Below are 24,723 nucleotides of genomic sequence, written 5' to 3' on the forward strand. Positions count from 1 at the left end.
TGCCACCCTTATTTTATAATTATATGATTTTAAAGGTGGGTTGCTTTTGAAAAAGATTATTTCAATATTTCTTCTGTTCGTTGTGACTTTTGCTTTTTGCTCTTGTGGTGAGGTGGAAAGATCAACAGGTAAAATTTCTGTAGTAACAACAATCTTCCCTTATTATGACTTTGCAAGAAGTGTATCAAATGGCACTTGTGATGTTGATATGTTACTTAAACCGGGAAGTGATGTACATTCTTTTGAACCAACACCATCTGATATTCTAAAAATCAGAAATGCAGATTTGTTCATTTATAATGGTGGTGAAAGTGATGAATGGGTAGACTCTATTCTTGAGTCACTTGGAGATACTGACAAACCGGTTGTTATGAAAATGACCGATTATGTTAAGCCACTTACAGAAATGGATGCTGATCATCATGCTGAAGATGAAGAGGATGAACATATCTGGACAAGTCTTGATAATGCAAAAACTTTAGTTTCAAAAATCAGTGATGAGGTTTCTAAACTAGACCAAAAGCATAAAACGGTTTATAATAAAAATAGTTTAGATTACATTGAGAAAATCAGTAAAGTACAAAGTGAAATTGAAAATACTGTAAATTCTTCAGAAAGTAAAAAAATAGTAGTGGGGGATAGATTTCCACTTCTATATTTTGCAACAGAATTTTCTTTAGATTGGGAATGTGCTTTCCCCGGATGTAGTACTGAGACCGAACCTAGTTTGGATAGACTTTCAAAATTAACTGATACTATTGAAAAAGATAAAATCAAAACTATCCTAAAGTTAGAAATGTCTGAGAATAAAGTTGCAGACACTTTAGCTGATGAAACAAATACAAAGGTAAGAACATTTTACAGTGCAGAATCTGTTTCAAAAGAGGACTTTGCAAATAATGTTACCTATGTTGACTTAATGGAAAGAAACAACAATGCTTTAAAGGAGGCACTCTCAAATGACACAAATTAAAGTTGAAAATGCTACTATGGGTTACGAGGGTGTACCTGTAATCAAAGACCTGTCATTTCAGATAAATGAGGGTGACTATGTTTGTATAGTTGGTGAAAACGGTAGTGGTAAAACAACCTTGATGAAAGGTATATTAGGACTAAACCCACCACTAAAGGGTTCAATCACTTATAACGGTCTTGATAAAAATGAAATAGGATATCTTCCTCAAAAGAAAAATATCCAAAAGGATTTCCCGGCATCAGTTATGGAGGTTGTGCTTTCAGGTTGTATAAATCGAAAGTACCATATTTTTCATAACAAAAAGGATAAAGAAAATGCTATTAGGCATTTACAAATGGTGAATATGCTTGACTATAAGAAACATTCATTCAGTCAGCTTTCAGGTGGTCAGCAACAGAGAATTTTACTTGCCAGAGCATTATGTGCCACAGAAAAGGTTATTGTACTTGATGAACCGGTAACAGGTCTTGACCCAATAGCTACTGCCGATATGTATTCACTTATTAAGGATATTAACCATAAAGGCATTACTGTAATTATGGTTACTCATGATATTAATATGGCAGTTAGACAAGCAAGTCATATTCTCCATATTTCTGCCGGTACAGAGGGTACAAACTTTTTTGGTACTGCTCATCAGTATGTACACAGCAGTGTTGGAAGCAAATTCTTGCTTACTGAATGTCCTTGTGATGTTTGTACTCACAGTCACAATAAGGAGGTAAAGTAATGATTGAATTTTTCTCCTATGGTTTTATTGAAAGAGCAATGATTGTAGGTGCTTTAGTTTCTCTTTGTGCTGCGCTTTTAGGTGCAATTCTTGTGCTAAAGCGTTACTCTATGATTGGTGACGGTCTTAGTCATGTTGGTTTTGGTGCAATAGCAATCGGTGCTGCTGCAAACTTAACACCAATGTATTTTGCTTTGCCAATGATGATTATTTCAGCATTTGTATTGCTAAAACTTTCTTCATCATCAAATAGCAAAATGAGTGGCGACTCTGCTATTGCTATTATTAGTTCATCGGCTTTGGCAATAGGCATCACAGTTTGTTCAGTAACAGGAATGAATAGTGACCTAAACAGTTATTTGTTTGGTTCAATCCTTGCAACAAGCAAAGAAGATGCAATTCTTGCAGTTATCTTAGCAGTAATTATTATTGTTAGTTTCTTTATTTTCTACAACAAGATTTTTGCAGTAACATTTGATGATGACTTTGCAAAGGCAACAGGTACTCCTACAAATGTTTATAATATGGTTATTGCAGTCCTTACTGCTTTAACAATTGTAATCGGTATGAGAGTAATGGGTACACTACTGATTTCAGCACTTATTATTTTCCCATCATTAACATCAATGAGATTGTTTAGAAACTTTAAGGGTGTAATTATCAGTTCAGTTGTAATTTCACTGTTCTGTTTCTTTACCGGTATGATTGTTTCCTTTAATTTTGATACACCTACCGGTGCAACGGTTGTTTTAGTGAACTTAGCAATGTTCATTATTTTCTGGATAATTTCAAAAATTCTAAAAAGATAAAATTATTGCCCCTAGTTTTTAGGGGCATTTTTGTTAAAAAATATTATCACCATAAGGCAGTTCATTTGTATATAGCACATTGAACTGCTTTTTTATTCTGTCATTTGCAGATAAATAATCTTCCTTACCATCCTCATTTGTGTATTCAGGTAACTGCTGAATGTCCATACTGATTTCATCAAGCAAAGAATGTTCCATTAGGTAGTTCAGTTTCTTTTCTTGCTTGTCCCATTTTTTAATCAGTTCTTTACTAAGTTCTTTTGCCTTTTCATAATCCTTGTTTTCCATAGCAATTCTGCTTTCTTCAATAGTTTTTGTGAAAGTATCTCTGCTATTTTTTATTGCATAAATTTCAGTAAAACAAATGGCAAAAGCTATTGTAACAAGGACAGCAACCCACCATAACCGTTTCATTTAATCTCTCCTAATAATGTTGTATTCTTTCTTTCTGTTGGCTGTCATAATAAAAACATCTTCAAGTTTAATATGATTTTGTTTTAGAATTTTATCCACCCATTTAGTGTCAAGGTTGCAAAGCTCAAGTGAATTGGAAAGATACCTAGAATCATTAATAACAACTGCCTCAATACCGGTATCTGGAATTTCAATACCTAAGTCCTCAGCGGATGGTGTTCTTTTCTCAGGCTTTTCGAGTACACTGACATCACCGTTAGTTTCTACAATGCAGTACTGTACATCTTCAAGAGAAAATATACCTTGTTGCCTTAACTGTACACATAAGTCCTCAGTAGTCATCCTTAGCCTTCTAAGTTGATTTTGCAGTATTCTGCCATCCTTTATTACCATTTCAGGTGAACCACATACAATTTTTCTGAACTTCCCACTTTTCAGCATAATAACGGAAAATACAATTTCAAGGGAAATAAGTATAAGTATAGGTACAATTCCTGAAACTAGAGGAGTGCTTGTGTTTTGCATAGGCATTACTGCAATGTCTGAAATTAGCAGAGTAATTACAAGTTCACTTGTCTGCATTTCCGAAAGTTGCCTTTTGCCCATTACACGCAATGAAAACATAATAAAAATATAAAGTATCACTGTTCTAATAATTGAAATTAACATATCATCACCATTAATAGTTTTTCTCAAATGGGTAAAATAATACATAAATGTATAATTTAAGAATTTTGTTCAACTATAATAATGGTGATTTTATGTTTAAAAGTTTGAAAGAAAATATAAATTATCTGCAAGATATAACTTCTTCCTCGGCAGATTTTACGGTTAGAAAAATGGAGCTCAATGACGGTACATTTGTAGCAATTTTCACTATTGAGGGAATGGTAAATAAAGACGGTTTAACTTTAGCAGTATCAGACCCATTACTTTCTGCAACTATTCCGACCGGTGTAAATAAATATGAATTTATCAGGGATAGAGTGTTATCAACTCCTGAGATTATAGAGATAAATACCTTTGATGAACTATTAGACTTTTCAATGTCAGGCTTTGCAGTACTTGGTATAGAGGGTTATGAAAAGATGCTTGTAATCGGTTTACAAGGCTTTTCATTTAGAAGTGTATCAGAACCATCTTCGGAAATGGTATTTAGAGGTAGCAGAGAGGGTTTTACAGAACCACTAAGAATCAATATGTCACTAATTCGCAGAAGAATGAAAAACCCTGACTTAGTGTTTCAAACAATGACAATAGGCAACCTTTCTAAAACTCAAATATGTTTGTGCTACCTAAAGTCAGCAGTTTCAAAATCAATACTTAAAGAGCTAAAGAGAAGGCTAAATAATATTAACCTAGATACAGTTTTAGCATCAGGATATTTAGTTTCTTACTTAGGTGATGAAGATAAAAATACTTTGCTTTCCACAGTAGGAGTTACCGAAAGACCTGATACATTGTGTGGCAAAATAACTGAGGGTAGAATCGGTATTTTAGTAGATGGTACACCATCTGCAATACTTGTTCCACACTTGTTTATTGAGAATTTCCAAAGTTTTGATGACTATTCCAACAGACCTTACTTTGCATCATTTATTAGAATCTTAAAGTATCTGTCATTTCTATTTGCAATATATTTACCTAGCCTTTTTATAGCTATAACAGACTTTCACCCTGAGTATATACCGGTAGGATTATTAACGCATATATCTAACTCGTTAGAAACCACACCTTTTCCTTTAATGCTAGAGGTAATGTTTGTTGCTTTTATGTATGAAGTTATGAGAGAGGCAGGGCTAAGACTGCCTAAACCATTAGGTCATGCAGTAGGTATTGTAGGTGCTTTGGTAATCGGTGAAACCGGTGTGTCAGCCGGTTTAATTTGTCCTACAACATTGATAATAGTTGCTTTTTCAGCAATATGTTCATATGTAATTCCGGAACTTTACGGAACAATTACAGTAGTAAAATTTATTTATATTGTTATTTCAGGAATTTTCGGTGTAATAGGAATTATCCTTGCATCACTAATTGCGACAATTTCTGTTTGTTCACTTAAAAGTTTTGGTGTGCCATATTTAGCACCCATAGTGCCGATTTCTAAAGGCATTATTTCCGATAATTTCATAAGATCAGATTGGCACAGACTTACTAAACACAAAGTTAAGTTACAAAATATGGTAGGAGTTGATGATGAGTTTGAAAAGTAAAATAAATGCATTGCAGTTTTCTGTATTACTTTCTCTTTCACTTTTATGTGGCGTTTCACTTTTGCCAAATTCTTTTTCTTGCTTTTCTATGATAATTTCTGTTATTATATCATTCTTGTTGCAAATACCCTCATTAGTAGCCTTTAGAAACAGTGATTTACCTATCCCAACATTTTTCAAGGTTGTTACAGCAGTATTTTCAATTTTAATTTCAGTAAGACTGATAAATACTTTTTCAGGCTTTTTTGTAACTTCAATCAATCCTACCCAATCAAGAATTTATATTTCAATTTTAATTACACTAGCATTAATTTATCCGGCACTAAAGGGAATAGAGTCAATCTCAAGAGGTAGTATAATCGGTGGATTTTTCTCATTAATTTCACTGATTCTCATAATGTTTTGTGTGCCATATACCGATATGTCAACTTTTAGTGACAGAGAGTCAACTCTAAAAATTATTGATGGTTTAAATTTATTATTTGTATTTGCACCACTTGTAGTTTCTTTTACATTTAATAAAAATTATAAAGGTAAGAAACTTAGGGCAAATTTACTTCCTTTTGCAATAGTTTCTTTGGTGATAGCACTATTAATGTGTTTTGTAAAGCTACTTAATATTTCTGAATATAGCTATCCTTTATATACTCTATCGAAAATTTCTTTCAAAATGATACCTATGGGGCTGTCGGGACTTTTCCTTGTATTATCCTTAACTTGTATTTTCTTTGGAATTCTGTATTTTAATTTAGCAGTTAAGAATATAATGGATAACCACAGTAAAGTAATGTCATTAATATTTATTTTTGCAGTAATGATAGTTTCGGTATTAACAATTGCTATGCCTAATGTGGGAAAAATAATTTTAAATAATTATTTTTTGCTTATTCTTTATCTAACTATTACTTTGCTAACACCGATTTTTGCAACAATAAAGGGGAAGAAAAATGTATAAGAAATTATTGTCAATTGTATTTTTATTGGTTTTTCTATTTTCATTTACAGGGTGTGAAAGTAACGAAATTAATTTAAAGATTATTACAGATGGTATTGTAATCAAGGATGACAGTTTAATGCTAATAACCGATACCGGTAAAAAGCCCACAATATACAAAAGTCCGTATAGAAATTTTAACGGTGCAGTAAAAGAAATTAAGAAAAAATATGACTTAACACCATTTCTATCCCATTCAAAGGTAGTGGTAATATCAGCAGAAATCACAGTAAATGAACTTGCTCATTATATTGAAGAACTGAAAAAGTATTATCAAGTGCCACCTGATATAAAGGTAGCTTTAGCTGAGAATGATACTATTGAAAAGATAGAACAGGGGAAACTGAGAATTAAAGAAGTGAATATTTATATAAAAAATTCATTTAAAGATGATAGCAGAATCTGCACCTATGAGAATAATCTATTAGGGCAAAAATTTCCTTTACTATACGAAAGTGACGGTAATGTTAACATAAAAAGAATAACAATTTAGTGAATATGCCCAAATTCTATTGATAAATTTTTAATACTAATGTGTTTATAATTCTTAATCAGCATTTAAAAATGCCGAAACATATAGTATAATAATGATGTATAATTATAAGTATAGAATTTTATCGAAAGGATTTTTATTATGGCAACTGAATATAAAGTTTCCCTTGATAAAGTTATCAAGGAACTATCACTAAAAACAGTTTATATGCCTGTTGATGCTAGTACAATCGACATTGTTTCTGCCGATATTGATCGTCCCGGACTAGAACTTACCGGCTACCTTGATTTCTTTGACTCAACAAGAATAATGATTTTAGGTTATACTGAATACAGTTACCTTAACCGTTTTGGTGCAGAACAACAGCACCATGTACTTAATGCCATTTTTTCACTTGGTCCACCTGCAGTTATTATTACTCGTGATATGCGACCATCAAACCCACTGCTGATTGCTGCCGAAGAATGTGGTGTGCCTATTTTGGTTACATCAGAAACAACAAGTGAACTTTCTGTAAACCTTATTTCATATCTTAACAATGTTCTTGCTCCAAGAATTACTCGCCATGGTGTTCTTGTGGAAGTATATGGTGAAGGTTGCTTAATTACCGGTGACAGTGGTGTTGGTAAAAGTGAAACTGCCATTGAACTTATTAAGCGTGGTCACAGACTTGTTGCTGATGATGCAGTTGAAATTCGCCGTACCTCGAAGAATACTTTAGTTGGTACTTCCCCTGAGAACATTCGTCACTTTATTGAGCTTCGTGGTATCGGTATTATTAACGCAAGAAGAATCTTTGGTATGGGTGCTATCAAACAAAGTGAAAAGATTGATATGGTAATTAATATGGAACTATGGGACCCTAACAGAGCTTATGACAGAATGGGTCTTGACAGTGAGTACACCGAAATTTTAGGTGTTGATGTTCCTGTAACTACAATTCCTGTTCGTCCCGGTAGAAACCTATCTATGATTATTGAAGTAGCTGCTATGAACAACAGACAGAAGAAGATGGGTTATAATGCTGCTATGGAACTACTGGAGAACCTTGGTATGAGTGTTGAGGAAGAGCATGTACAGAATATCAAGGTAGATGCAGGTTTGGGAGAATAAATAATTATTTTTATTTAACTTATGGAGATTTATATGGAGAACTTACTTTCTTTTCTAAAAGAAAAAAACATTGAATATATTTGTAATGAACCTATGAAAAATCACACTACCTTTAAAGTAGGTGGCAATGCTGAATTTTTCGTTAAAGTAAAAAGTGTTGATGAACTTTCTGCTTTAATTAAGTTTATTACCCAGAACAACATTCCCTATTTTATCCTTGGTAAAGGTAGCAACTTGCTTGTTTCTGATGAGGGTATTAAGGGTGTTGTAATTATCCTTGATGGTGACTTTGAAAAGGTTGAAGTAAATGATGAAACTATCACTGCCGGAGCAGGTGCTTCACTAACAAAAATGTGCAGAACTGCCCTAGATAATAGCCTTTCAGGACTTGAATTTGCCTATGGAATTCCCGGTTCAGTTGGTGGTGCAGTGTTTATGAATGCCGGTGCTTATGGTGGAGAAATGAAGGACTGTATTGTGTCAGTTGATTACATAACTCCTAAGGGTGAAATTGGCACATATAGCCTTGATGACCTAAAGCTAGGTTATAGAACTTCAATCTTTAAATCTAACAAAAATATTGTGGTAGGTTGTACAGTTTCTCTTAATAAAGCCGATAAAGAAGAAATTAAAGAAAAAATGACTGACCTACTAGGCAGAAGAAAGTCAAAGCAACCTATTGAATATCCATCAGCAGGCAGTACATTTAAAAGACCTGTAGGTAACTTTGCCGGTACACTTATTGAGTCTTGTGGTCTAAAAGGCTATACAGTAGGTGGTGCTCAGGTTTCAGAGAAACATGCCGGTTTTGTAATCAATATTGGCAATGCTACTTCTAAGGATATTAATACATTAATTGAAGATGTACAAAAAATAGTAAAAGAAAAAACCGGTTACTTCCTTGAAACAGAGGTGATCAGACTATAATGGAACTTTTAATAATTTCAGGTATGTCAGGTGCAGGTAAATCAACTGCACTTAGAGCAGTTGAAGATATTGGATATTTCTGTGTAGATAATATGCCACCAATGTTACTTGGAACTTTCTATGATTTATGCGAACAGTCAACTGATGCCCGAATGAAGAAATGTGCAGTTGTTATTGATGTTCGTAGTGTATCAGCTATGACAAATCTTTATGATGAAATTAAGGCTAACTCCCATCACGGCAGAAAGTTTAAGGTGCTTTTTCTTGATGCAAAGACAGAAACATTAATCACCAGATATAAAGAAACAAGAAGAAGTCACCCATTAGCTGACTTTGTTCCTGACCGTTCTGTTGAAAAGGCAGTTAAGAAAGAAAAGGAACTTATGGGTATCCTAAAGGCTCATTCCGACTATGTTATTGACACAACATATATGTCACTAAAGCAACTTAGAGAGAGAGTAACAGGACTATTCTCAACAAGTATTACAGACTCAATGAAGGTTACTGTAATGTCATTTGGCTTTAAGTACGGTATTCCTCTAGAGGCTGATATTGTGTTCGACGCAAGATGTCTTATCAACCCTTATTATGTACCTGAACTAAAGCAACTTACAGGTCTTGATAAGGAGGTTAGGGACTATGTAATGGCATCTGAGGATAGTGTAACCTTCCTTGAAAAGATACTTAATATGCTGGATTTTTCTTTGCCACTTTACAAAAAGGAAGGTAAAAGTGAACTTGTAATTGCAGTAGGTTGTACAGGAGGTAAGCACCGTTCTGTTACTTTAGCAAGAAAGATTCACCACCACCTTCACGAAAAAGGCTATTCAGTAACAATAGCCCATAGAGATATTACTAAACAGTAAGGATGATACAAAATGTCATTTTCTTATGATACAAAAAAAGAATTGACTGAAATTGTACCGGAAATAAATAGTCTTTCTTTAGCACAATGCTACGGTATGTTGCTTTTTGCTAAGAGGTTTACCTACAATGAACTTGTGTTTACAACAGAAAATAAATATGTTTGTGACAATTTATCAAACCTATTGACTATCCTTTATACACCTATGATTGAAAAGACTTCAGGCCTTAGGGTTCGTAATTCTAAGAATCCTTTAATTACAGTAAAGTTGCCTAATGAGGATGATTGTAATAGGATTTTTGAGAGCTTTGGTTATTCTAAAAAAGATGTTTCACTAAGACTTAACAGAGCAAATATATCAGAAGAAGGACAGATTCCAGCATTTTTAAGAGGTGCATTTCTTTCTTGTGGTAGTGTAACAAACCCTGAAAAGGGTTACCACCTAGAGTTTAAAGTACCTTTTAGAAATCTTGCAAATGATTTACTTACTTTGCTTTGTGAAATTGAGGAGTGCAACTTAACCCCAAAGTCTGTTACAAGGCAAGGTTACTTTATTGTGTATTTTAAGGACTCTGAGCAAATAGCAGATTTTCTTGCTTATATCGGAGCATATTCCAGCTCCATGAATATAATTAACACAAAAATCACTAAGCAAGTGAAGAACAATGCAGTCCGAAAGGTAAATTCCGAAATACATAATATTAATAAAACAGCAGAGGCATCTGCTAAGCAGATTAATGCAATTAAAAAGATAATGAAATGCGATAATATATATAATTCTCTTTCACCGGAATTAAAGGAAATTGCACAGTTAAGGCTTGATAATCCGGAACTTTCTTTACGAGCATTAGGAGAATTAACAAGTGACAAGGTTAGTCGTAGTGGTGTAAACCATAGATTAAAGAAACTTATGTCATATATAGATGAGGTATAGTATGAGTAGTGAACTAACAATAGAAGAATTAACTGCTAAATTAAAATCCCAACTTGCTAAACTGGAGGATAATTCTATTCCACTAAATGAAGCAATGGAAGTATATAGAGAGGCAGCAATTACACTTGAACAGTGTTATGATTCTCTTGATAAAGCAAAAGGTCACCTTTCAGATATTAATGAAGAAATTGACAAATTGCGTATGAAACGAGATGAACTGTAATGAACTATTTAGAATTAATAGAAAATAAACTGAAAACATATTTTCCACAAGGTAAAGAAAAAGACTCTCTAATCGAAAAAGTCCTTATTGACTCAATGGAATATTCATTAGAAGCCGGTGGTAAGCGTATCAGACCAACATTAACTTTAATTTTTAGTGAAGTTTGTGGTGGTACTATAGAACAGGCTTTGCCTTTTGCTTGTGGAATTGAAATGATACATACATATTCACTGATACATGATGATTTACCTTGTATGGATGATGATGATTTAAGAAGAGGAAAACCGTCAAATCATAAGGTTTATGGTGAAGATATAGCATTACTTGCAGGGGATGCATTACTTACAAATGCATTTGCAACTGTACTTTCAGAAGAGGCAGTTTCCCTGGTAGGTGGAGAAAAGGCAGCAAAGTGTGGTAGAATTTTAGCTATACTTTCAGGTATGACAGGTATGGTTGGTGGTCAAGTTATTGACCTACAGTCTGAGGGTAAGAAAGTACCTATTGATACTATCAGACAAATGCACCTAAAGAAAACTTCAGCACTGATTAAATGTGCTTGTATGATGGGTGCAGTAGTTGGCAGTAACAATGAAGAACATATCAAAATTGCCGAAACATATGGTGAGAACCTAGGCTTGGCTTTTCAGATTATGGATGATATTCTTGATGTCGTCAGTGATGAAAAGTCCCTTGGTAAGCCAATCGGCAGTGATGCAGAAAATGAAAAATCAACTTTTGTAACACTTCTTGGACTTGATAAGTGTTATGAACTTGTAAATGAATATACTGAAAAAGCCATCAAATCCCTTGATGGTATCAACGGAGATACCACTCAGTTAAAGGCTCTTGCAGTAAAAATGTCAGAAAGAAAGAACTAATCATTAGACTTAGTTCAGAGTAAGGAAATGTCAGATTTTAAGATTCTATCTCAACTTAATTCTCCGGAAGATTTACGGAAACTACCGGAAGAGGAGTTACCGGAACTTTGTAGTGAGATAAGAGAAAAGTTAATAGAAGTAGTGTCTGTAAATGGAGGTCACCTTGCCTCTAATTTAGGTGTAGTTGAGCTAACAGTAGCATTGCACAAGACTTTCAAAACTCCACACGATAGCATAGTTTGGGATGTAGGTCATCAGTCCTATACCCACAAAATGCTAACCGGTAGATTTGACAAAATTGACACAATACGCAAAAAGGGAGGACTTTCAGGTTTCCCTAAGCGTAGCGAAAGTAAATATGATGAATTTAATGCAGGTCACAGTAGCACCTCAATTTCTGCCGCTTTAGGTATAAGTGAGGCTAAGAAAATCAAAGGTGATAAGTCCTATACTGTTGCAGTAATAGGGGATGCTTCTTTTACAGGTGGTATGTCCCTTGAAGGCTTCAACAATGCCGGTAGATACGCAAAGAGATTTATTGTTGTGCTTAATGACAACAAAATGTCTATCAGTAAAAATGTAGGTGCTTTTGCAAAATATCTTACTAAAGTTAGGGTGAACCCTTGGTATCTTAGAGTGAAGAATAAACTTGAAAGAATTTTCCTAAAGATACCACTATTGGGCAGTTTAGCACTAAAGGTTATTCAAAGGTCAACGAGAAATGTTAAGCGTATGGCTTATAAGAATACTATGTTTGAGAACTTTGGTTTTACCTATTTTGGACCGATTGACGGTCACAATATTGAAGATATGTCAAATGCTTTTGAGGCAGCAAAAAAGGTAAATGGTCCTGTACTTGTTCATGTAGTAACTAAAAAGGGTAAAGGTTATGAATATGCCGAGAAAGACCCTAAGACTTTCCATGGTATCAATAAGTTTAATATTGAAACAGGTGAGTCACCACAAAGCAAAGAAAGTTTTTCTTCTGTATTTGGCGAGTATATGTGTGATATTGCCCAAAATGATAGGAGAATTTGTGGCATTACAGCAGCAATGGGTCCCGGTGTTGGTTTAGATAAATTTGCAGAACTATATAAGGAAAGATTTTTTGATGTTGGTATTGCAGAGCAACACGCAGTAACCTTTGCCGGTGGACTTTCAGCAAAAGGTATGGTACCTGTTTTTGCAGTGTACAGTACATTTTTGCAGAGAGCATATGACCAGCTACTTCACGATGTAGCAATGCAAAAACTTCATGTAGTTATCGGTATAGACAGAGCCGGTATTGTTGGTGATGATGGTGAAACTCACCAAGGTGTGTTTGATGTTTCAATGCTAAATTCATTTCCAAATACTACTATTTATTCACCTTGTTACTTTGAAGGACTGAAGAAAGCACTTAACCAAGCAGTTTATCACACAGATAGTTTGGTAGCAGTCAGATACCCTAGAGGTGGAGAACTTTATAGACCAAAGGATTACACAGAGGTTTCGGTTGACTTTGACTTTTACGGCGATTTATCAAGTGATACTTTAATTGTAACTTACGGTAGACTTTTCTCAAATTGTTGCAAAGCACTTGAAATCCTAAAAGAAAAGGGCAAGAAAATCTGTATCCTTAAACTTAACAGAATCAAACCTTTACCTCTTGATGCAGTAAAGGCATCAATGAAGTTTAAGAAAATATATTTTTATGAAGAAGGTATGTACAATGGCAGTATTGCCTGTAGCTTTAACTCGGAGCTTTCTGAACTTGACTACAAAGGTAACCTAAAGATTATAGCCATTGACGATAAATTTGTAACCCATCAAACAGTAAATGAAGCACTAAAGGAACTTCATTTTGACAGCGAAAGTATAGCAAAGGAAATATTAGAGGATAAATGAAAAAGCGATTAGATGTTTTAGTATATGAAAAAGGTTTTTGTGAGTCACGAGAAAAAGCAAAGGCAATTATAATGTCCGGCATTGTCTATGTGGATAATCAGAAAGCAGATAAATGTGGCACACAGTATGATGAAAAATGTAATATTGAAGTTAGAGGAAACACTTTAAAGTATGTGTCAAGAGGTGGTCTAAAGCTAGAGAAAGCTATGGAAAACTTCGACCTAACTTTAAAGGACAAAATCACTATGGATATTGGTGCATCAACAGGTGGATTTACTGATTGTATGCTACAGAATGGTGCAAAAAAGGTGTATTCCATTGATGTCGGTTACGGTCAACTTGCATGGAAACTCCGTTCCGATGAACGAGTAGTAAACCTAGAGAGAACTAACTTTAGAAATGTTACCCATGAACAAGTACCGGATGACATTGACTTTTTCTCGATAGATGTTTCATTTATTTCACTAAAACTACTTTTACCTGTAGCAAGAAACTTGCTAACAGATAACGGTGAAGCAGTATGCTTAATCAAACCACAGTTTGAAGCAGGTAGAGAAAATGTAGGCAAGAAAGGTGTTGTTCGTGACCCAAAGGTTCACGAAAATGTTGTAACGGATATTATGGATTTTTGCCTTAATAACGGTTACTCAGTACTTAACCTGGATTTTTCACCGGTAAAAGGACCTGAGGGAAATATTGAATATCTGATACACCTAAGAAAATCCGATAAACCGGAACTTTTAACTGATGTAAATCCAAAAGAATTAGTAGAAAAATCACACTCTATACTTTCCAAGTAAAAGAAAATAGGTGGTAATATGAACATTTGTTTAAAGGTAAATACCGACAAAGGTCATGCAGTAAAATGTGCAAAAGAAATTATAACTTTGCTTACTGAATATGGTGCAACAATTCTTATGAAAAGAGATGCAAAAGAACATTTTGAGTCTTTTAAGGATATTATATACTACAAAAGTGATAATGAATTGTTCGCTAATGCCGATAAGGCAGTAACAGTAGGTGGTGACGGTACAATTATCCACAATGCCCGTCATGCAGCAGAAAATAATATTCCGTTAATCGGTGTAAATTGTGGTCATTTAGGTTTTGCAGCAGAAATTGAACCGGAAGAAGTCAGCGAACTAAAAAGACTTTTAACTGATGATTACACAACAGATGAAAGAATGGTTATTGAAGTTTCTGTTGTAAAAGAAACCAGTACAAAGACTTTCTCTTGCATTAATGATGCAGTTATTTCAAGAGGTCAGCTTTCAAGAATTATTGATTTAAACCTATATGTTGATGGTGAAAAGGCAACGCATTATAGTGCTGATGGTCTAATCTTTGCAACACCAACAGGCAGTACAGCCTATTCACTTTCAGCCGGTGGTCCTGTTGTTGAACCAACAATGAGTTGTGTTGTGCTTACTCCGATTTGCCCACATTCATTAGTTGACAGAACAGTTATTTTTAACGGTAATTCTGTACTTTCTGTTTATTCCGAAAGTTACGGTACCAGCGAAAGTTACCTTACTATTGACGGACAAATTGTAATACCACTTTCAAGTAGAGATAAAGTAATTATCAAGAAGTCACCTTACATATTAAAGATGATTTCATTTAAGAATAAGAATTTTTACCGTAGAGTTAGCGAAAAGCTAAAGGAGCGTGATGACTAGTGAAATTACGCAGACATGAGGCTATTATTGACCTTGTAAATAACCAAGATATTAATACCCAAGAGGAACTTATGGAGAACTTGCAGAAACAAGGTTTCAAGGTTACTCAAGCTACAGTTTCCAGGGATATTAAAGAATTGAGAATTTTCAAAGCACTTGGCAAAGACGGTAAGTATCGTTACTCAACAGGTGGCAGAAATGCCCTTGACAAAACAAGTGGTTTTGAAAGCCTATTTGCTTCTTCTGTTGAAGAAGTGGATAGTGCAGAGAATATTGTAGTTATAAAAACTATGACAGGTATGGCACAAGCTGTTTGTATGTCACTTGACAATATTGATTTTGAAAATATTGTGGGTACTATTGCAGGTGACGATACAATTTTTGTTTTGTGTAGAAACTTAAAAGCAACGGAAGAAATGCTTAATAAATTCAGAAAATTAATTTAAGGAGAAACTTTTTCTATGCTCAGCACCCTTTATATAGAAAACATAGCAGTTATAGAAAAAACAAATATAGATTTTACAAAAGGACTAAATGTACTAACCGGTGAAACCGGTGCAGGTAAAAGTATCATTATTGATTCTATCAATGCAGTAACAGGTCACAGAACAAGTAAGGATATTATCCGAACAGGCAGTGACAGTGCATTTGTTTCTGCTACTTTTACAAATATTTCTAAGGAAATTAAGGAAAAAGTAATTGACCTTGGTTTTCAAGTAGATGATGATACCTTAATTCTTAGCAGAGAACTTTCTCTAAACGGCAGAAATACTTGTAGAATCAACGATAGACCTACTACTGTTTCTACATTAAAAGAAATCGGTATTGAGCTTATCAATATTCATGGTCAGCATGAAAGTTTAGAATTAATGTCACCTGAGTCACATATAAATTATATTGACAATTTTGCAGAACTTTCTTCTGTAATTGATGACTATAATGTTTCTTTTAAAGAATTAAAAAAACTAAATAAACTCCTTAAAGAAAATGGTGGAGATGAAAGTCAGCGACTTTATGAAATAGATTTATTGACCTTCCAAGTTGATGAAATCACCAATGCATCTTTAACTGTAGGTGAGGAGGAAGAACTCCAAAACGAAAAGAAGTTACTCCAAAATAGCGAGAAAATTCGCCAATATCTGGATAAGTCAAAGTCAATTTTATCAGGATATAATGGTGGAAATGCTTGTGAAATGGTTGATGAGGCAAGTACAAACCTTATTAAAGCATCAAACTTTCTTGAAGAGGCTGAGGATGTCAGCAATCGACTAAGTGACCTTTCATATGCACTACAAGATATTTCAGCAGAAATTTCCGACTTAATAGATGAACTTGAATTTAATCCATCAAGACTTGAAGAAATTGAAATAAGACTTGATGAAATATATAAACTAAAGCGTAAATACGGCAACTCTATTGAAGAAATTTTAGAGTATGGAGAAAATGCTCAGAAAAAACTTACAAAACTTCTAAACTATGATAAGGATATGGCTGAGGCTAAAGAACAGTATGAAAAGCTATATGATATTACTTTAGAAAAAGCTGAGAATTTAACTTCTTTGCGTAAAAAAGCAGGTAAGGAATTTTCTCATAGAGTTGAAGAAGAAATGAAATTTCTTGATATGCCAAATGTAAGAATTACAGTTAGCATAGAGCAAAGTCCACTTTACTCTAAGGGTAAGGATAAAGTAGAAATATTAATTTCGGCAAATCCCGGAGAAACACCAAAACCGGTTTCTAAGATTGCATCCGGTGGTGAACTTTCCAGAATGATGTTGGCTATTAAAACTGTTTTATCTGAAAGTGATACAATAGATACTTTAATTTTTGATGAAGTAGATACAGGTATCTCAGGTAAAGCATCACGAAAAGTAGGACTAAAGCTAAAGGAAGTTTCCAAAAATAGACAGGTTATCTGTGTAACTCATCAGGTGCAGATTGCTTCCTTAGCAGATAACCATAATTTAATTAGAAAGAATGTTAAGGGTGACAGAACCTTTACAGACGTTATTACCCTAGATTACAACGGCAGAATCGAAGAACTTGCCAGAATTATGGGTGGTATAGAAATAACAGAAAATACAAAGAAATTAGCAGAAGAAATGCTAAATAATAATTGAGGTAATTATGAAAGTTTGGTCAGTTGCAAAAGTGAATAAAGAAAGGGCAATAGCTATGGCTAATAAGCTAGAAATCCCACCACTTCTTGCAATGATGCTGGATATTCGTGGAATTACCAAGGAAGAAGATGTTATTAATTTTCTTCAGGAGAATAAAGATTTTTCTGACCCATTCCTTATGAAAGATATGGACAAAGCTGTTGAAAGAATAACTACAGCAGTAGAAAATGGTGAGAAAATCTGTGTCTATGGTGACTATGATGCCGATGGTGTAACAAGTACTTCACTACTTTACAGTTACCTTAGGGATAGCTTAGGTGCTGATGTAATGTTCTATATTCCTACTCGTACAGGAGAGGGATACGGAATGAATAAGGGTGCAGTTGATAAGATTCATTCTTTAGGTGTTACCCTTATTATTACAGTTGATAACGGTATCTCAGCAAGAGAAGAAATTGACTATGCAAATTCTTTAGGCATAGATACAGTAATAACCGACCACCATATGCCTTCAGGTGCAATTCCAAAGGCAGTAGCAGTGGTTAATGCCCACCAACAGGATGACAAAAGTCCATTTAAGGACTTTTCAGGTGTTGGTGTAGCCTTTAAACTTGTAATGGCTATTGAGGGTGAATATGCCGATGTTGACAGTCTACTTGAAAATTTTAGCGACATAGCAACCTTAGGTACAATAGGTGATATTGTTCCTTTAGTTGGTGAAAATCGTACTTTAGTTAAGAACGGTTTAAGACATATTCAAAATAGCGACAGAATAGGCATTAATGCTATGAAACAAGAGTCAGGTATTGCAGAGAAAGAAATAAATTCAAGCAATGTTGCATTTACTTTAGTTCCTAGGATAAATGCAGGTGGTAGGCTTGGCTCATCAGAAAAAAGTGTAAACCTACTTCTAACAGAAGATGAAGATGAGGCAGTTACCATTGCCGATAAATTGGGAATGGATAACAGAGAAAGACAAAGTATAGAGAAAGAAATTCTTGCTTCAATTGATGAAGAAGTTAGGAGAACTCCCAACATTGTAAATGACAAAATTTTAGTTTTTGCCGGAAGAGGTTGGCACCAAGGTGTTGTTGGTATAGCAGCCTCTAGAATAAAAGATATTTACGACAAACCAACAATTATTATCGGTATTGATGATGATGGTGTAGCAAGAGGCAGTGGCAGAAGTGTAGAGGGCTTTTCCCTATGTGATGCAGTTTTTGCCTGTAGTGAACACCTTACTCATTATGGTGGCCACCCTATGGCAGTAGGTATCAGCTTAGAAAAAGAAAAAATCAATGATTTTAGAAAAGCTATTAATGCCTATTGCAAAGATATAAAAATGCCTTATAATATATTACATATAGATTGTAAGCTAAATCCTAATCAGCTTGATTTGTCAATACTTGATTGTTTAAGCTATATTGAGCCTTGTGGTGCAAGTAACCCTTCACCGATTTTCGGTTTATATAATATGACCATTATTGCAACCAAAGAAATTGGTAACGGCAAGCATATGCGTATTACTCTTTCCAGGGGACAAGGACAAGTACCTGTATATGCAGTGTATTTTAATCACAATTTTCAATCTTGTTCATATAGAAACGGTGATATAGTTGATGTGGCAGTAAGCCTTGACAGAAACATATATAACGGTCAAGAAAATTTAAGTGTTATTATTAAGGATATTAAGTATAGCCAAAGCAACAATGAAGAACTTATTGATAGCGAAAGAATTTTTGATAAATTCGCTAAAAGGTATAAACTTACTAAAAATGAAGTAATGTCAATTCTTCCAACAAGAAATGACTTTGCCTATGTATATAGATTTTTAAAACAGAATAAAGGCTTTATCTATGGTGAATATGCTCTAGTTAATGCCCTAAATTACAAGATTTCTATGGGTAAACTTATTGTTATTCTTTATTCAATGAAGGAACTTGGCTTAATAAATTGGCAACAAGGACTTTACCAAAGTATCGTTGAAATGAAAGAAAGCGGCAAGGTAAACCTAGAAGATTCTGTTTTTATCAAAAAACTTAAGGAGGGAATATAAATGGTTGAACATTATCCAAATTATCAGGACTTTAATGACTTAGTTGAACTTATCAATAATAGTGAAAATGATTTTGATTTACAGTTAGTTCAAAAGGCATACTTATTGGCTCGTTCAGCTCATAAAGACCAAAGGAGAGTTTCCGGTATACCATATATTCTTCATCCAACATCAGTTGCTTGTATTTTGGTTCAGATGGGTATGGATACAGAGTCTGTTGTAGCTGCTTTGCTACATGATGTTGTAGAAGATACCGATGTTGAACTTGACGAAATAAAGAAGAAGTTTGGTGAAACAGTAGCAGAAATTGTTGACGGTGTAACTAAACTTTCCAAGATTACATATTCTAATCGTGAGGAACGACAGGCTGAGAACTTGCGTAAAATGCTAATAGCTATGAGTAACGATATTAGAGTTATCATTGTAAAATTAGCCGATAGACTTCATAACTTGCGTACTATTGATGTTATGAGACCTCAGAAACAAAGGGATAAAGCCCTAGAAGTTATGGAGGTTTTTGCTCCGATTGCTCACCGTTTAGGTATGAAAGCAATGAAAGAACAACTGGAAGATATTTCTATCAGAATTCTTGATCCTGTAGGTTATGAAGAAATTGAAAATGACCTACAACTAAAGAAAGAAGAAAGAGATAAATTCATAGAAAAAATTAAACATGAAATCACCGAAAGAATAGGTGATACTGTTAAGCATATTTATGTTACAGGTAGAGTAAAGTCTATTAACTCAATCTACCGTAAAACCTTTATGAAAGGTAAAACAATGGACGAAATCTATGATGTATTTGCAGTTAGAGTTATTGTAGATTCTGTCCTTGATTGTTACAATGTTCTTGGTGTTGTACACGATATTTATCAGCCTTTGCCTAATAGATTTAAGGACTATATCAGTACACCTAAGAAGAATATGTATCAGTCACTTCACACTACTGTTATCGGTAAAGACGGTGTGCCTTTTGAAGTACAAATCCGTACTTGGGAAATGCACTATGCTGCTGAATATGGTATTGCTGCCCACTGGAAGTATAAGCTGGGCTTAGGTCCCGGTAAAAGTGACAAAAAGGCTATGCAGGAACAGATTGAGTCTTTGCGTAGAACTATCGAAAATCAAATTCAGTCAGAAGATGCAACAGATATTATTAAGAATATCAAGAATGACCTTAGCCAAGATGAAGTATTTGTATTTACTCCAAAGGGTGACTTAATGAACTTACCTAACGGCTCTACTGTTATTGACTTAGCATATGCAATTCATACAGAAGTTGGTAACAGAATGATTGGTGCTAAGGTTGACAGAAGGATTGTACCTATTGACTATAAGTTAAAGAATGGCGAAATTGTTGAGATTATCACCCAAAAGGAAGGTTCAGGACCTAAGAGAGATTGGCTGAATATTGTCAAAACTTCTGAAGCCAGAACTAAGATTAGACAGTGGTTTAAGCGTGAAAAGCGTGATGAAAATATTGTTGAGGGTAAGTCTATGCTTGAATCAGAACTTAAGAAGTCCGGACTTTACTTTAACGATAGTGATGTGGAAGATATTTTTCCTAAAATTTATTCTAAGCAACATTGTAATAACCTAGAAGATTTCTATGCTGCCATTGGTTATGGTGGTATTCAAATCTGGAAGATTATGCCTAGAATTAAGGAAGAATATCAGAAGAAGTACGAAAAGAAAGTTGAAGAATTTGTCCCACCTAAAGAAATTCCAAAACCAAGAAAAGCATCTTCAGGTGTTATAATTCAGGGTATGGACGATTGTTTGATTAAGTTTTCTAAGTGTTGTAACCCACTACCGGGGGACGATATTATCGGTTTCATAACCAGAGGTTACGGTGTTTCTATCCACAAAAAGGAATGTACAAATGTTCCTAAAGATATAGAACACTGTGCTGAACCGGAAAGATGGGTAAAAGCAACTTGGATTGATAATGTGGAAGATAGCTACCGTAGTACACTTGAAATTGTTGCTACTGACCGTACAGGCCTACTTGCTGATGTTACTATTAAGCTATCACAAATGCACATTTTCATTCGTAACTTAACTTCAAGAGAAGCCAAAAACGGCAATGCAGTTGTAATTGCCACAATAGATACAAACGGTATTGACCACCTAAAGGGTGTTATGACCCATTTAGGTAGTATTAACGGTATAATTTCCGTAACAAGAATATAGGAGAATAGGATTTTTATGAGAGCAGTATTACAGAGAGTAAAGGATGCAAGTGTTACAATAGACGGTGAAGTAAAAGGAAAGTGCAGTAACGGTTTCCTAATTTTACTTGGTGTTAAAGCAGGTGACAGTGAGAAAGAGGCTGATTTTCTGGCAAAGAAAATCGCTAACCTTAGAGTTTTTACAGATGAAAATGACAAGATGAATCTTTCTTTACTTGATATTAATGGTGAAACATTGGTAATCTCAAACTTTACTTTATATGCAGATTGCTCCCATGGCCGCAGACCGAACTTCCTTAATGCAGAAAAGCCTGATAAAGCAAATGCACTTTATGAGTATTTTTGTGATAAGCTGCATACAGAGGGTATCTCTGTTGTAGAAAAAGGTGAATTTGGTGCTGATATGAAAGTTAGTCTTTTAAATGACGGACCTGTTACAATAATTTTAGATACAGAGGAAATAATGAAATGATAGAATTAAAGCAGTATGTAGTTAGTATAATGGGTACAAATTCTTTTCTTCTTATGGATAAAGATACAAAGGAACTTGCCTTAGTTGACCCGGGAGAATTTTCTGAAGAAATTTTAAATGATATACATTCTTTAGGTGATGATTTGCAGATGATTTTGCTTACTCACGGTCATTTTGACCATATTGGTGGTGTAGCAAGTTTCCTAAGATTGTTTCCAAATGCCAAGGTGTATGTTGGTGAAAAAGATGTTGAATGTATCAATGATGATAAACTGAACCTTAGTGCAAAAATGGGAAGAACCGTAGTGGAAAAATTCCCTACAATCCCACTAAAGGATAATGAGGAAATTTCTTTAGGCAATACTAAAATTAAGTTTATTGAAACTCCAGGTCATACAGAGGGTAGTGGTTGTTACATCTTTGATGACAAAATTCTTTCAGGTGATACAGTATTTTGTGAATCATGTGGCAGAACTGATTTTCCAAACGGTTCATCAGCAAAAATGATTAAAAGCCTTAGAAAGATTGCAGAAATAGAGGGTGAATACACAATTTATCCGGGTCACGAAATGAATACATCACTTTCTCATGAGAAGAAATACAACCCTTATATGATGAGTAACTATGAAGATATATATTAAGAACCATCCTTTTCATTATGAAATTGAGAATATCACAAGATTATTCTTTCCATATGAAAAGTTACAGGTAGTAAAATTTGATGGTAATGAAATAACTGAATATGAAAGTCCATATATTTTAACAGAAATTAATGATGAAATTTCTGTTACAGTAAATTTTAAGAACTTTCAGAAAAGTGAAACAACTACAAAAACAGAAGATGAAAAAGAGAATGAAAGATTAATTTCTAGTGTTCTTTATAATCTTCTCACAGAATATACAGGTATCAAAATGCCTTGGGGTATGATTACAGGTATTAGACCGGTAAAGTATTTTAGAAATTTAAAGGAAGATTATTCAGAAGAATATGCAAAGGAATATTTCAAAAATTCTTACTTTGTAAGTGATGAAAAGATTAACCTTGCAAAAATTACCGAAAAGTATGAAAAAGATATTATTAATTCTTCTAAAGAAAATTCATTTTCCCTTTATGTTTCAATTCCTTTTTGTCCTTCAAGATGCAGTTACTGTAGCTTTGTTTCTCAATCAGTTGCAAGAACAAAACATTTAATAGAACCTTATGTTGATTTACTTTGTAAAGAAATTGAATATACCGGTAATATAGCAAAGGAAAATAATTTGCACCTGGAAACTGTGTATATCGGTGGTGGTACACCAACAACACTTAACCCTAATCAGTTGGAAAAAATGATAAAGGCAATTAACAGTTCCTTTAATATGGAAACCTGTAGAGAGTTTACTGTTGAAGCCGGTAGACCTGACACCATTACAACAGATAAACTAAAGGTTCTAAAAGATAATGGTGTTACAAGAATCAGCATTAATCCTCAAACATTAAACGATAGTGTACTTGAAAAGATAGGCAGAAAGCATACTGCTCAAAATGCACTTGAAATGTTTGATTTGGCAAGAACTTATGATTTTAACTGCACAAATGCTGACTTAATAGCAGGACTTCCTACTGATACAGTGGAAAGTTTTGCACATTCCCTTGATATGCTGGTGGAAAAAAATCTAGAAAATATTACAGTCCATACCTTGTCAATTAAGCGTTCAGCCGATTATACAGAACAAGGTCTAACCACCAACAAGGAAGATGCTGAAAGAACAGGCAAAATGCTACAATATGCAGAAGAAACCTTGTTTAACAAGGGTTATGTCCCTTATTATCTGTATCGTCAAAGCAGAATGGTAGGTAATTTTGAAAATGTAGGTTGGTCAAAGGTCGGTAAAGAAGGACTTTACAATGTTTTCATTATGGATGAAACCCATTCAATTTTAGCTTGTGGTGCAGGTGGTGCAACAAAACTAAAAAATCATCAAACAAACTGCTTAACAAGAATTTTTAACTACAAATTCCCATATGAGTATATTGACCACTTTGATGAAATACTTAATCGTAAGGATAAAGTAAATAAATTTTTCAAAGAATTGAAATAAAGGTTGAATATTTTACCTAATGATGATATAATTTAGGCAATATATGACAAGTGCATTTTTATTTTAATGCACAATTTTGTCAAATTTTCGGTTTACTATATGAAAGGAGTATCCGGTTATGGGATTATTAGATGATGTTATGGTTAATGTTAAGTCTGCTGCTAATTCAGTTGGCAAAAAGACTAATGAAATTGTTGATTATTCAAAACTTCGTTTCACTGCTTCCGGTCTAAATAACGAAATTCGCAAGAAGTACCAGACTCTTGGTGAAGAAGTTTATACCAGCACAAAGATTGGTTCAGAAGACACCAAGTCTATCGAACTTCTTATTAGAGAAATTGATGAACTAAAGGCTCAGCTTCAGTCAACTAAGGAACAGATTACTTATGCTAAGAATAAGATTATCTGTCCTGTATGTAAGGCTGAACTTAACAAAGATAGTCTATTCTGTAACAAATGTGGCGCAAAGATTGAGTCTGAACCATTTGTTCCTGATGAAGACCCAACAGAAGAAGAGGTTGTTGTAGAAGACCCATTTAAGGAAGTAGTTGTTAAGAGCGACTCTGATGAAGATGCTGATTTAGAAGATGCTTCTGTAACACTAAAGACACCTCAGTCTGAGGAATAATTTTTAACTTAAATTATTAATTAACAAGTAATAAT

At 34.2% G+C, this 24,723-nt stretch carries 25 protein-coding genes; 23 read left to right on the forward strand and 2 right to left on the reverse strand.

Annotation, left to right across the window (positions count from 1 at the left end; all coding sequences use genetic code 11):
* The first annotated feature begins 46 nt into the window (after positions 1–46).
* From WMO18_RS04025 to WMO18_RS04035, 3 genes are read left to right on the forward strand one after another with little or no spacing between them, the layout of a single operon-like run.
* Positions 47–973, forward strand: a complete 927-nt coding sequence (locus WMO18_RS04025) for a metal ABC transporter substrate-binding protein (RefSeq protein ID WP_211147935.1) — start codon at positions 47–49, stop codon at positions 971–973.
* Positions 960–1,706, forward strand: coding sequence for a metal ABC transporter ATP-binding protein (locus WMO18_RS04030; RefSeq protein ID WP_022506214.1), 747 nt, complete (start codon positions 960–962; stop codon positions 1,704–1,706). Before WMO18_RS04025 ends, WMO18_RS04030 begins: the two co-directional genes overlap by 14 nt.
* Entirely contained in the window at positions 1,706–2,515 is an 810-nt protein-coding gene (locus WMO18_RS04035) for a metal ABC transporter permease (protein ID WP_022506213.1), read from the forward strand. Before WMO18_RS04030 ends, WMO18_RS04035 begins: the two co-directional genes overlap by 1 nt.
* Before the next feature lie 33 nt (positions 2,516–2,548).
* Here WMO18_RS04035 and WMO18_RS04040 read toward each other — a convergent pair whose 3' ends face one another.
* Entirely contained in the window at positions 2,549–2,929 is a 381-nt protein-coding gene (locus tag WMO18_RS04040; RefSeq protein ID WP_211147936.1) for a DUF4363 family protein, read from the reverse strand.
* The gene (locus WMO18_RS04045; RefSeq protein ID WP_287922420.1) at positions 2,930–3,553 is read right to left on the reverse strand and encodes a DUF421 domain-containing protein; all 624 of its coding nucleotides are present in this window, start codon (positions 3,551–3,553) and stop codon (positions 2,930–2,932) included.
* 137 nt (positions 3,554–3,690) lie between these two features.
* Here WMO18_RS04045 and WMO18_RS04050 point away from each other — a divergent pair, with 137 nt between their 5' ends.
* From WMO18_RS04050 to WMO18_RS04145, 20 genes are all read left to right on the forward strand, one after another.
* On the forward strand, positions 3,691–5,142 hold the full coding sequence (locus tag WMO18_RS04050; protein ID WP_211147937.1) for a spore germination protein: 1,452 nt from the start codon (positions 3,691–3,693) through the stop codon (positions 5,140–5,142).
* Positions 5,132–6,097 (forward strand): hypothetical protein, encoded by a 966-nt coding sequence (locus tag WMO18_RS04055; RefSeq protein ID WP_329978565.1) that lies wholly within the window; start codon positions 5,132–5,134, stop codon positions 6,095–6,097. The genes WMO18_RS04050 and WMO18_RS04055 overlap by 11 nt, the downstream gene beginning before the upstream one ends.
* Positions 6,090–6,629 carry a Ger(x)C family spore germination protein gene (locus tag WMO18_RS04060; RefSeq protein ID WP_329978563.1) on the forward strand — a complete coding sequence of 180 codons (540 nt, stop codon included), beginning with the start codon at positions 6,090–6,092 and terminating at the stop codon, positions 6,627–6,629. Before WMO18_RS04055 ends, WMO18_RS04060 begins: the two co-directional genes overlap by 8 nt.
* A gap of 141 nt (positions 6,630–6,770) precedes the next feature.
* Positions 6,771–7,742 (forward strand): HPr(Ser) kinase/phosphatase, encoded by a 972-nt coding sequence (hprK, locus tag WMO18_RS04065; protein ID WP_211147498.1) that lies wholly within the window; start codon positions 6,771–6,773, stop codon positions 7,740–7,742.
* Positions 7,743–7,775: 33 nt separating this feature from the next.
* Positions 7,776–8,669, forward strand: coding sequence for a UDP-N-acetylmuramate dehydrogenase (gene murB, locus WMO18_RS04070; protein WP_248004667.1), 894 nt, complete (start codon positions 7,776–7,778; stop codon positions 8,667–8,669).
* Positions 8,669–9,535, forward strand: coding sequence for an RNase adapter RapZ (gene rapZ, locus WMO18_RS04075; protein ID WP_211147500.1), 867 nt, complete (start codon positions 8,669–8,671; stop codon positions 9,533–9,535). The genes murB and rapZ overlap by 1 nt, the downstream gene beginning before the upstream one ends.
* A gap of 12 nt (positions 9,536–9,547) precedes the next feature.
* Positions 9,548–10,468, forward strand: coding sequence for a DNA-binding protein WhiA (gene whiA / locus WMO18_RS04080; RefSeq protein WP_211147501.1), 921 nt, complete (start codon positions 9,548–9,550; stop codon positions 10,466–10,468).
* A 1-nt stretch (position 10,469) separates the two neighbouring features.
* Positions 10,470–10,691, forward strand: coding sequence for an exodeoxyribonuclease VII small subunit (xseB, locus tag WMO18_RS04085; RefSeq protein ID WP_175405439.1), 222 nt, complete (start codon positions 10,470–10,472; stop codon positions 10,689–10,691).
* On the forward strand, positions 10,691–11,572 hold the full coding sequence (locus tag WMO18_RS04090; RefSeq protein ID WP_211147502.1) for a polyprenyl synthetase family protein: 882 nt from the start codon (positions 10,691–10,693) through the stop codon (positions 11,570–11,572). The genes xseB and WMO18_RS04090 overlap by 1 nt, the downstream gene beginning before the upstream one ends.
* Before the next feature lie 27 nt (positions 11,573–11,599).
* Positions 11,600–13,459 carry a 1-deoxy-D-xylulose-5-phosphate synthase gene (dxs, locus tag WMO18_RS04095; protein ID WP_211147503.1) on the forward strand — a complete coding sequence of 620 codons (1,860 nt, stop codon included), beginning with the start codon at positions 11,600–11,602 and terminating at the stop codon, positions 13,457–13,459.
* The gene (locus tag WMO18_RS04100; RefSeq protein ID WP_211147504.1) at positions 13,456–14,259 is read left to right on the forward strand and encodes a TlyA family RNA methyltransferase; all 804 of its coding nucleotides are present in this window, start codon (positions 13,456–13,458) and stop codon (positions 14,257–14,259) included. The genes dxs and WMO18_RS04100 overlap by 4 nt, the downstream gene beginning before the upstream one ends.
* An 18-nt stretch (positions 14,260–14,277) precedes the next feature.
* Entirely contained in the window at positions 14,278–15,138 is an 861-nt protein-coding gene (locus WMO18_RS04105; protein ID WP_211147505.1) for an NAD(+)/NADH kinase, read from the forward strand.
* A complete protein-coding gene (gene argR, locus WMO18_RS04110) occupies positions 15,138–15,584 on the forward strand; it encodes an arginine repressor (RefSeq protein ID WP_022506198.1) in 447 nt (148 codons plus the stop codon). The genes WMO18_RS04105 and argR overlap by 1 nt, the downstream gene beginning before the upstream one ends.
* A gap of 15 nt (positions 15,585–15,599) precedes the next feature.
* Complete coding sequence (recN, locus tag WMO18_RS04115; protein ID WP_211147506.1) at positions 15,600–17,258, forward strand: DNA repair protein RecN; 1,659 nt, start codon at positions 15,600–15,602, stop codon at positions 17,256–17,258.
* Positions 17,259–17,265: 7 nt separating this feature from the next.
* The gene (gene recJ / locus WMO18_RS04120) at positions 17,266–19,314 is read left to right on the forward strand and encodes a single-stranded-DNA-specific exonuclease RecJ (protein WP_211147507.1); all 2,049 of its coding nucleotides are present in this window, start codon (positions 17,266–17,268) and stop codon (positions 19,312–19,314) included.
* On the forward strand, positions 19,315–21,507 hold the full coding sequence (locus WMO18_RS04125; RefSeq protein ID WP_211147508.1) for a RelA/SpoT family protein: 2,193 nt from the start codon (positions 19,315–19,317) through the stop codon (positions 21,505–21,507).
* A 15-nt stretch (positions 21,508–21,522) separates the two neighbouring features.
* The gene (gene dtd, locus WMO18_RS04130) at positions 21,523–21,978 is read left to right on the forward strand and encodes a D-aminoacyl-tRNA deacylase (protein ID WP_022506194.1); all 456 of its coding nucleotides are present in this window, start codon (positions 21,523–21,525) and stop codon (positions 21,976–21,978) included.
* Positions 21,975–22,619, forward strand: coding sequence for an MBL fold metallo-hydrolase (locus WMO18_RS04135; protein WP_022506193.1), 645 nt, complete (start codon positions 21,975–21,977; stop codon positions 22,617–22,619). The genes dtd and WMO18_RS04135 overlap by 4 nt, the downstream gene beginning before the upstream one ends.
* On the forward strand, positions 22,603–24,060 hold the full coding sequence (gene hemZ / locus WMO18_RS04140) for a coproporphyrinogen dehydrogenase HemZ (protein WP_022506192.1): 1,458 nt from the start codon (positions 22,603–22,605) through the stop codon (positions 24,058–24,060). Before WMO18_RS04135 ends, hemZ begins: the two co-directional genes overlap by 17 nt.
* 118 nt (positions 24,061–24,178) lie before the next feature.
* A complete protein-coding gene (locus WMO18_RS04145) occupies positions 24,179–24,688 on the forward strand; it encodes a zinc ribbon domain-containing protein (RefSeq protein ID WP_022506191.1) in 510 nt (169 codons plus the stop codon).
* Positions 24,689–24,723: the final 35 nt, after the last annotated feature.

The organism is Ruminococcoides intestinihominis (assembly GCF_040096285.1).
In the GTDB taxonomy this organism is placed as follows: domain Bacteria; phylum Bacillota; class Clostridia; order Oscillospirales; family Acutalibacteraceae; genus Ruminococcoides; species Ruminococcoides intestinihominis.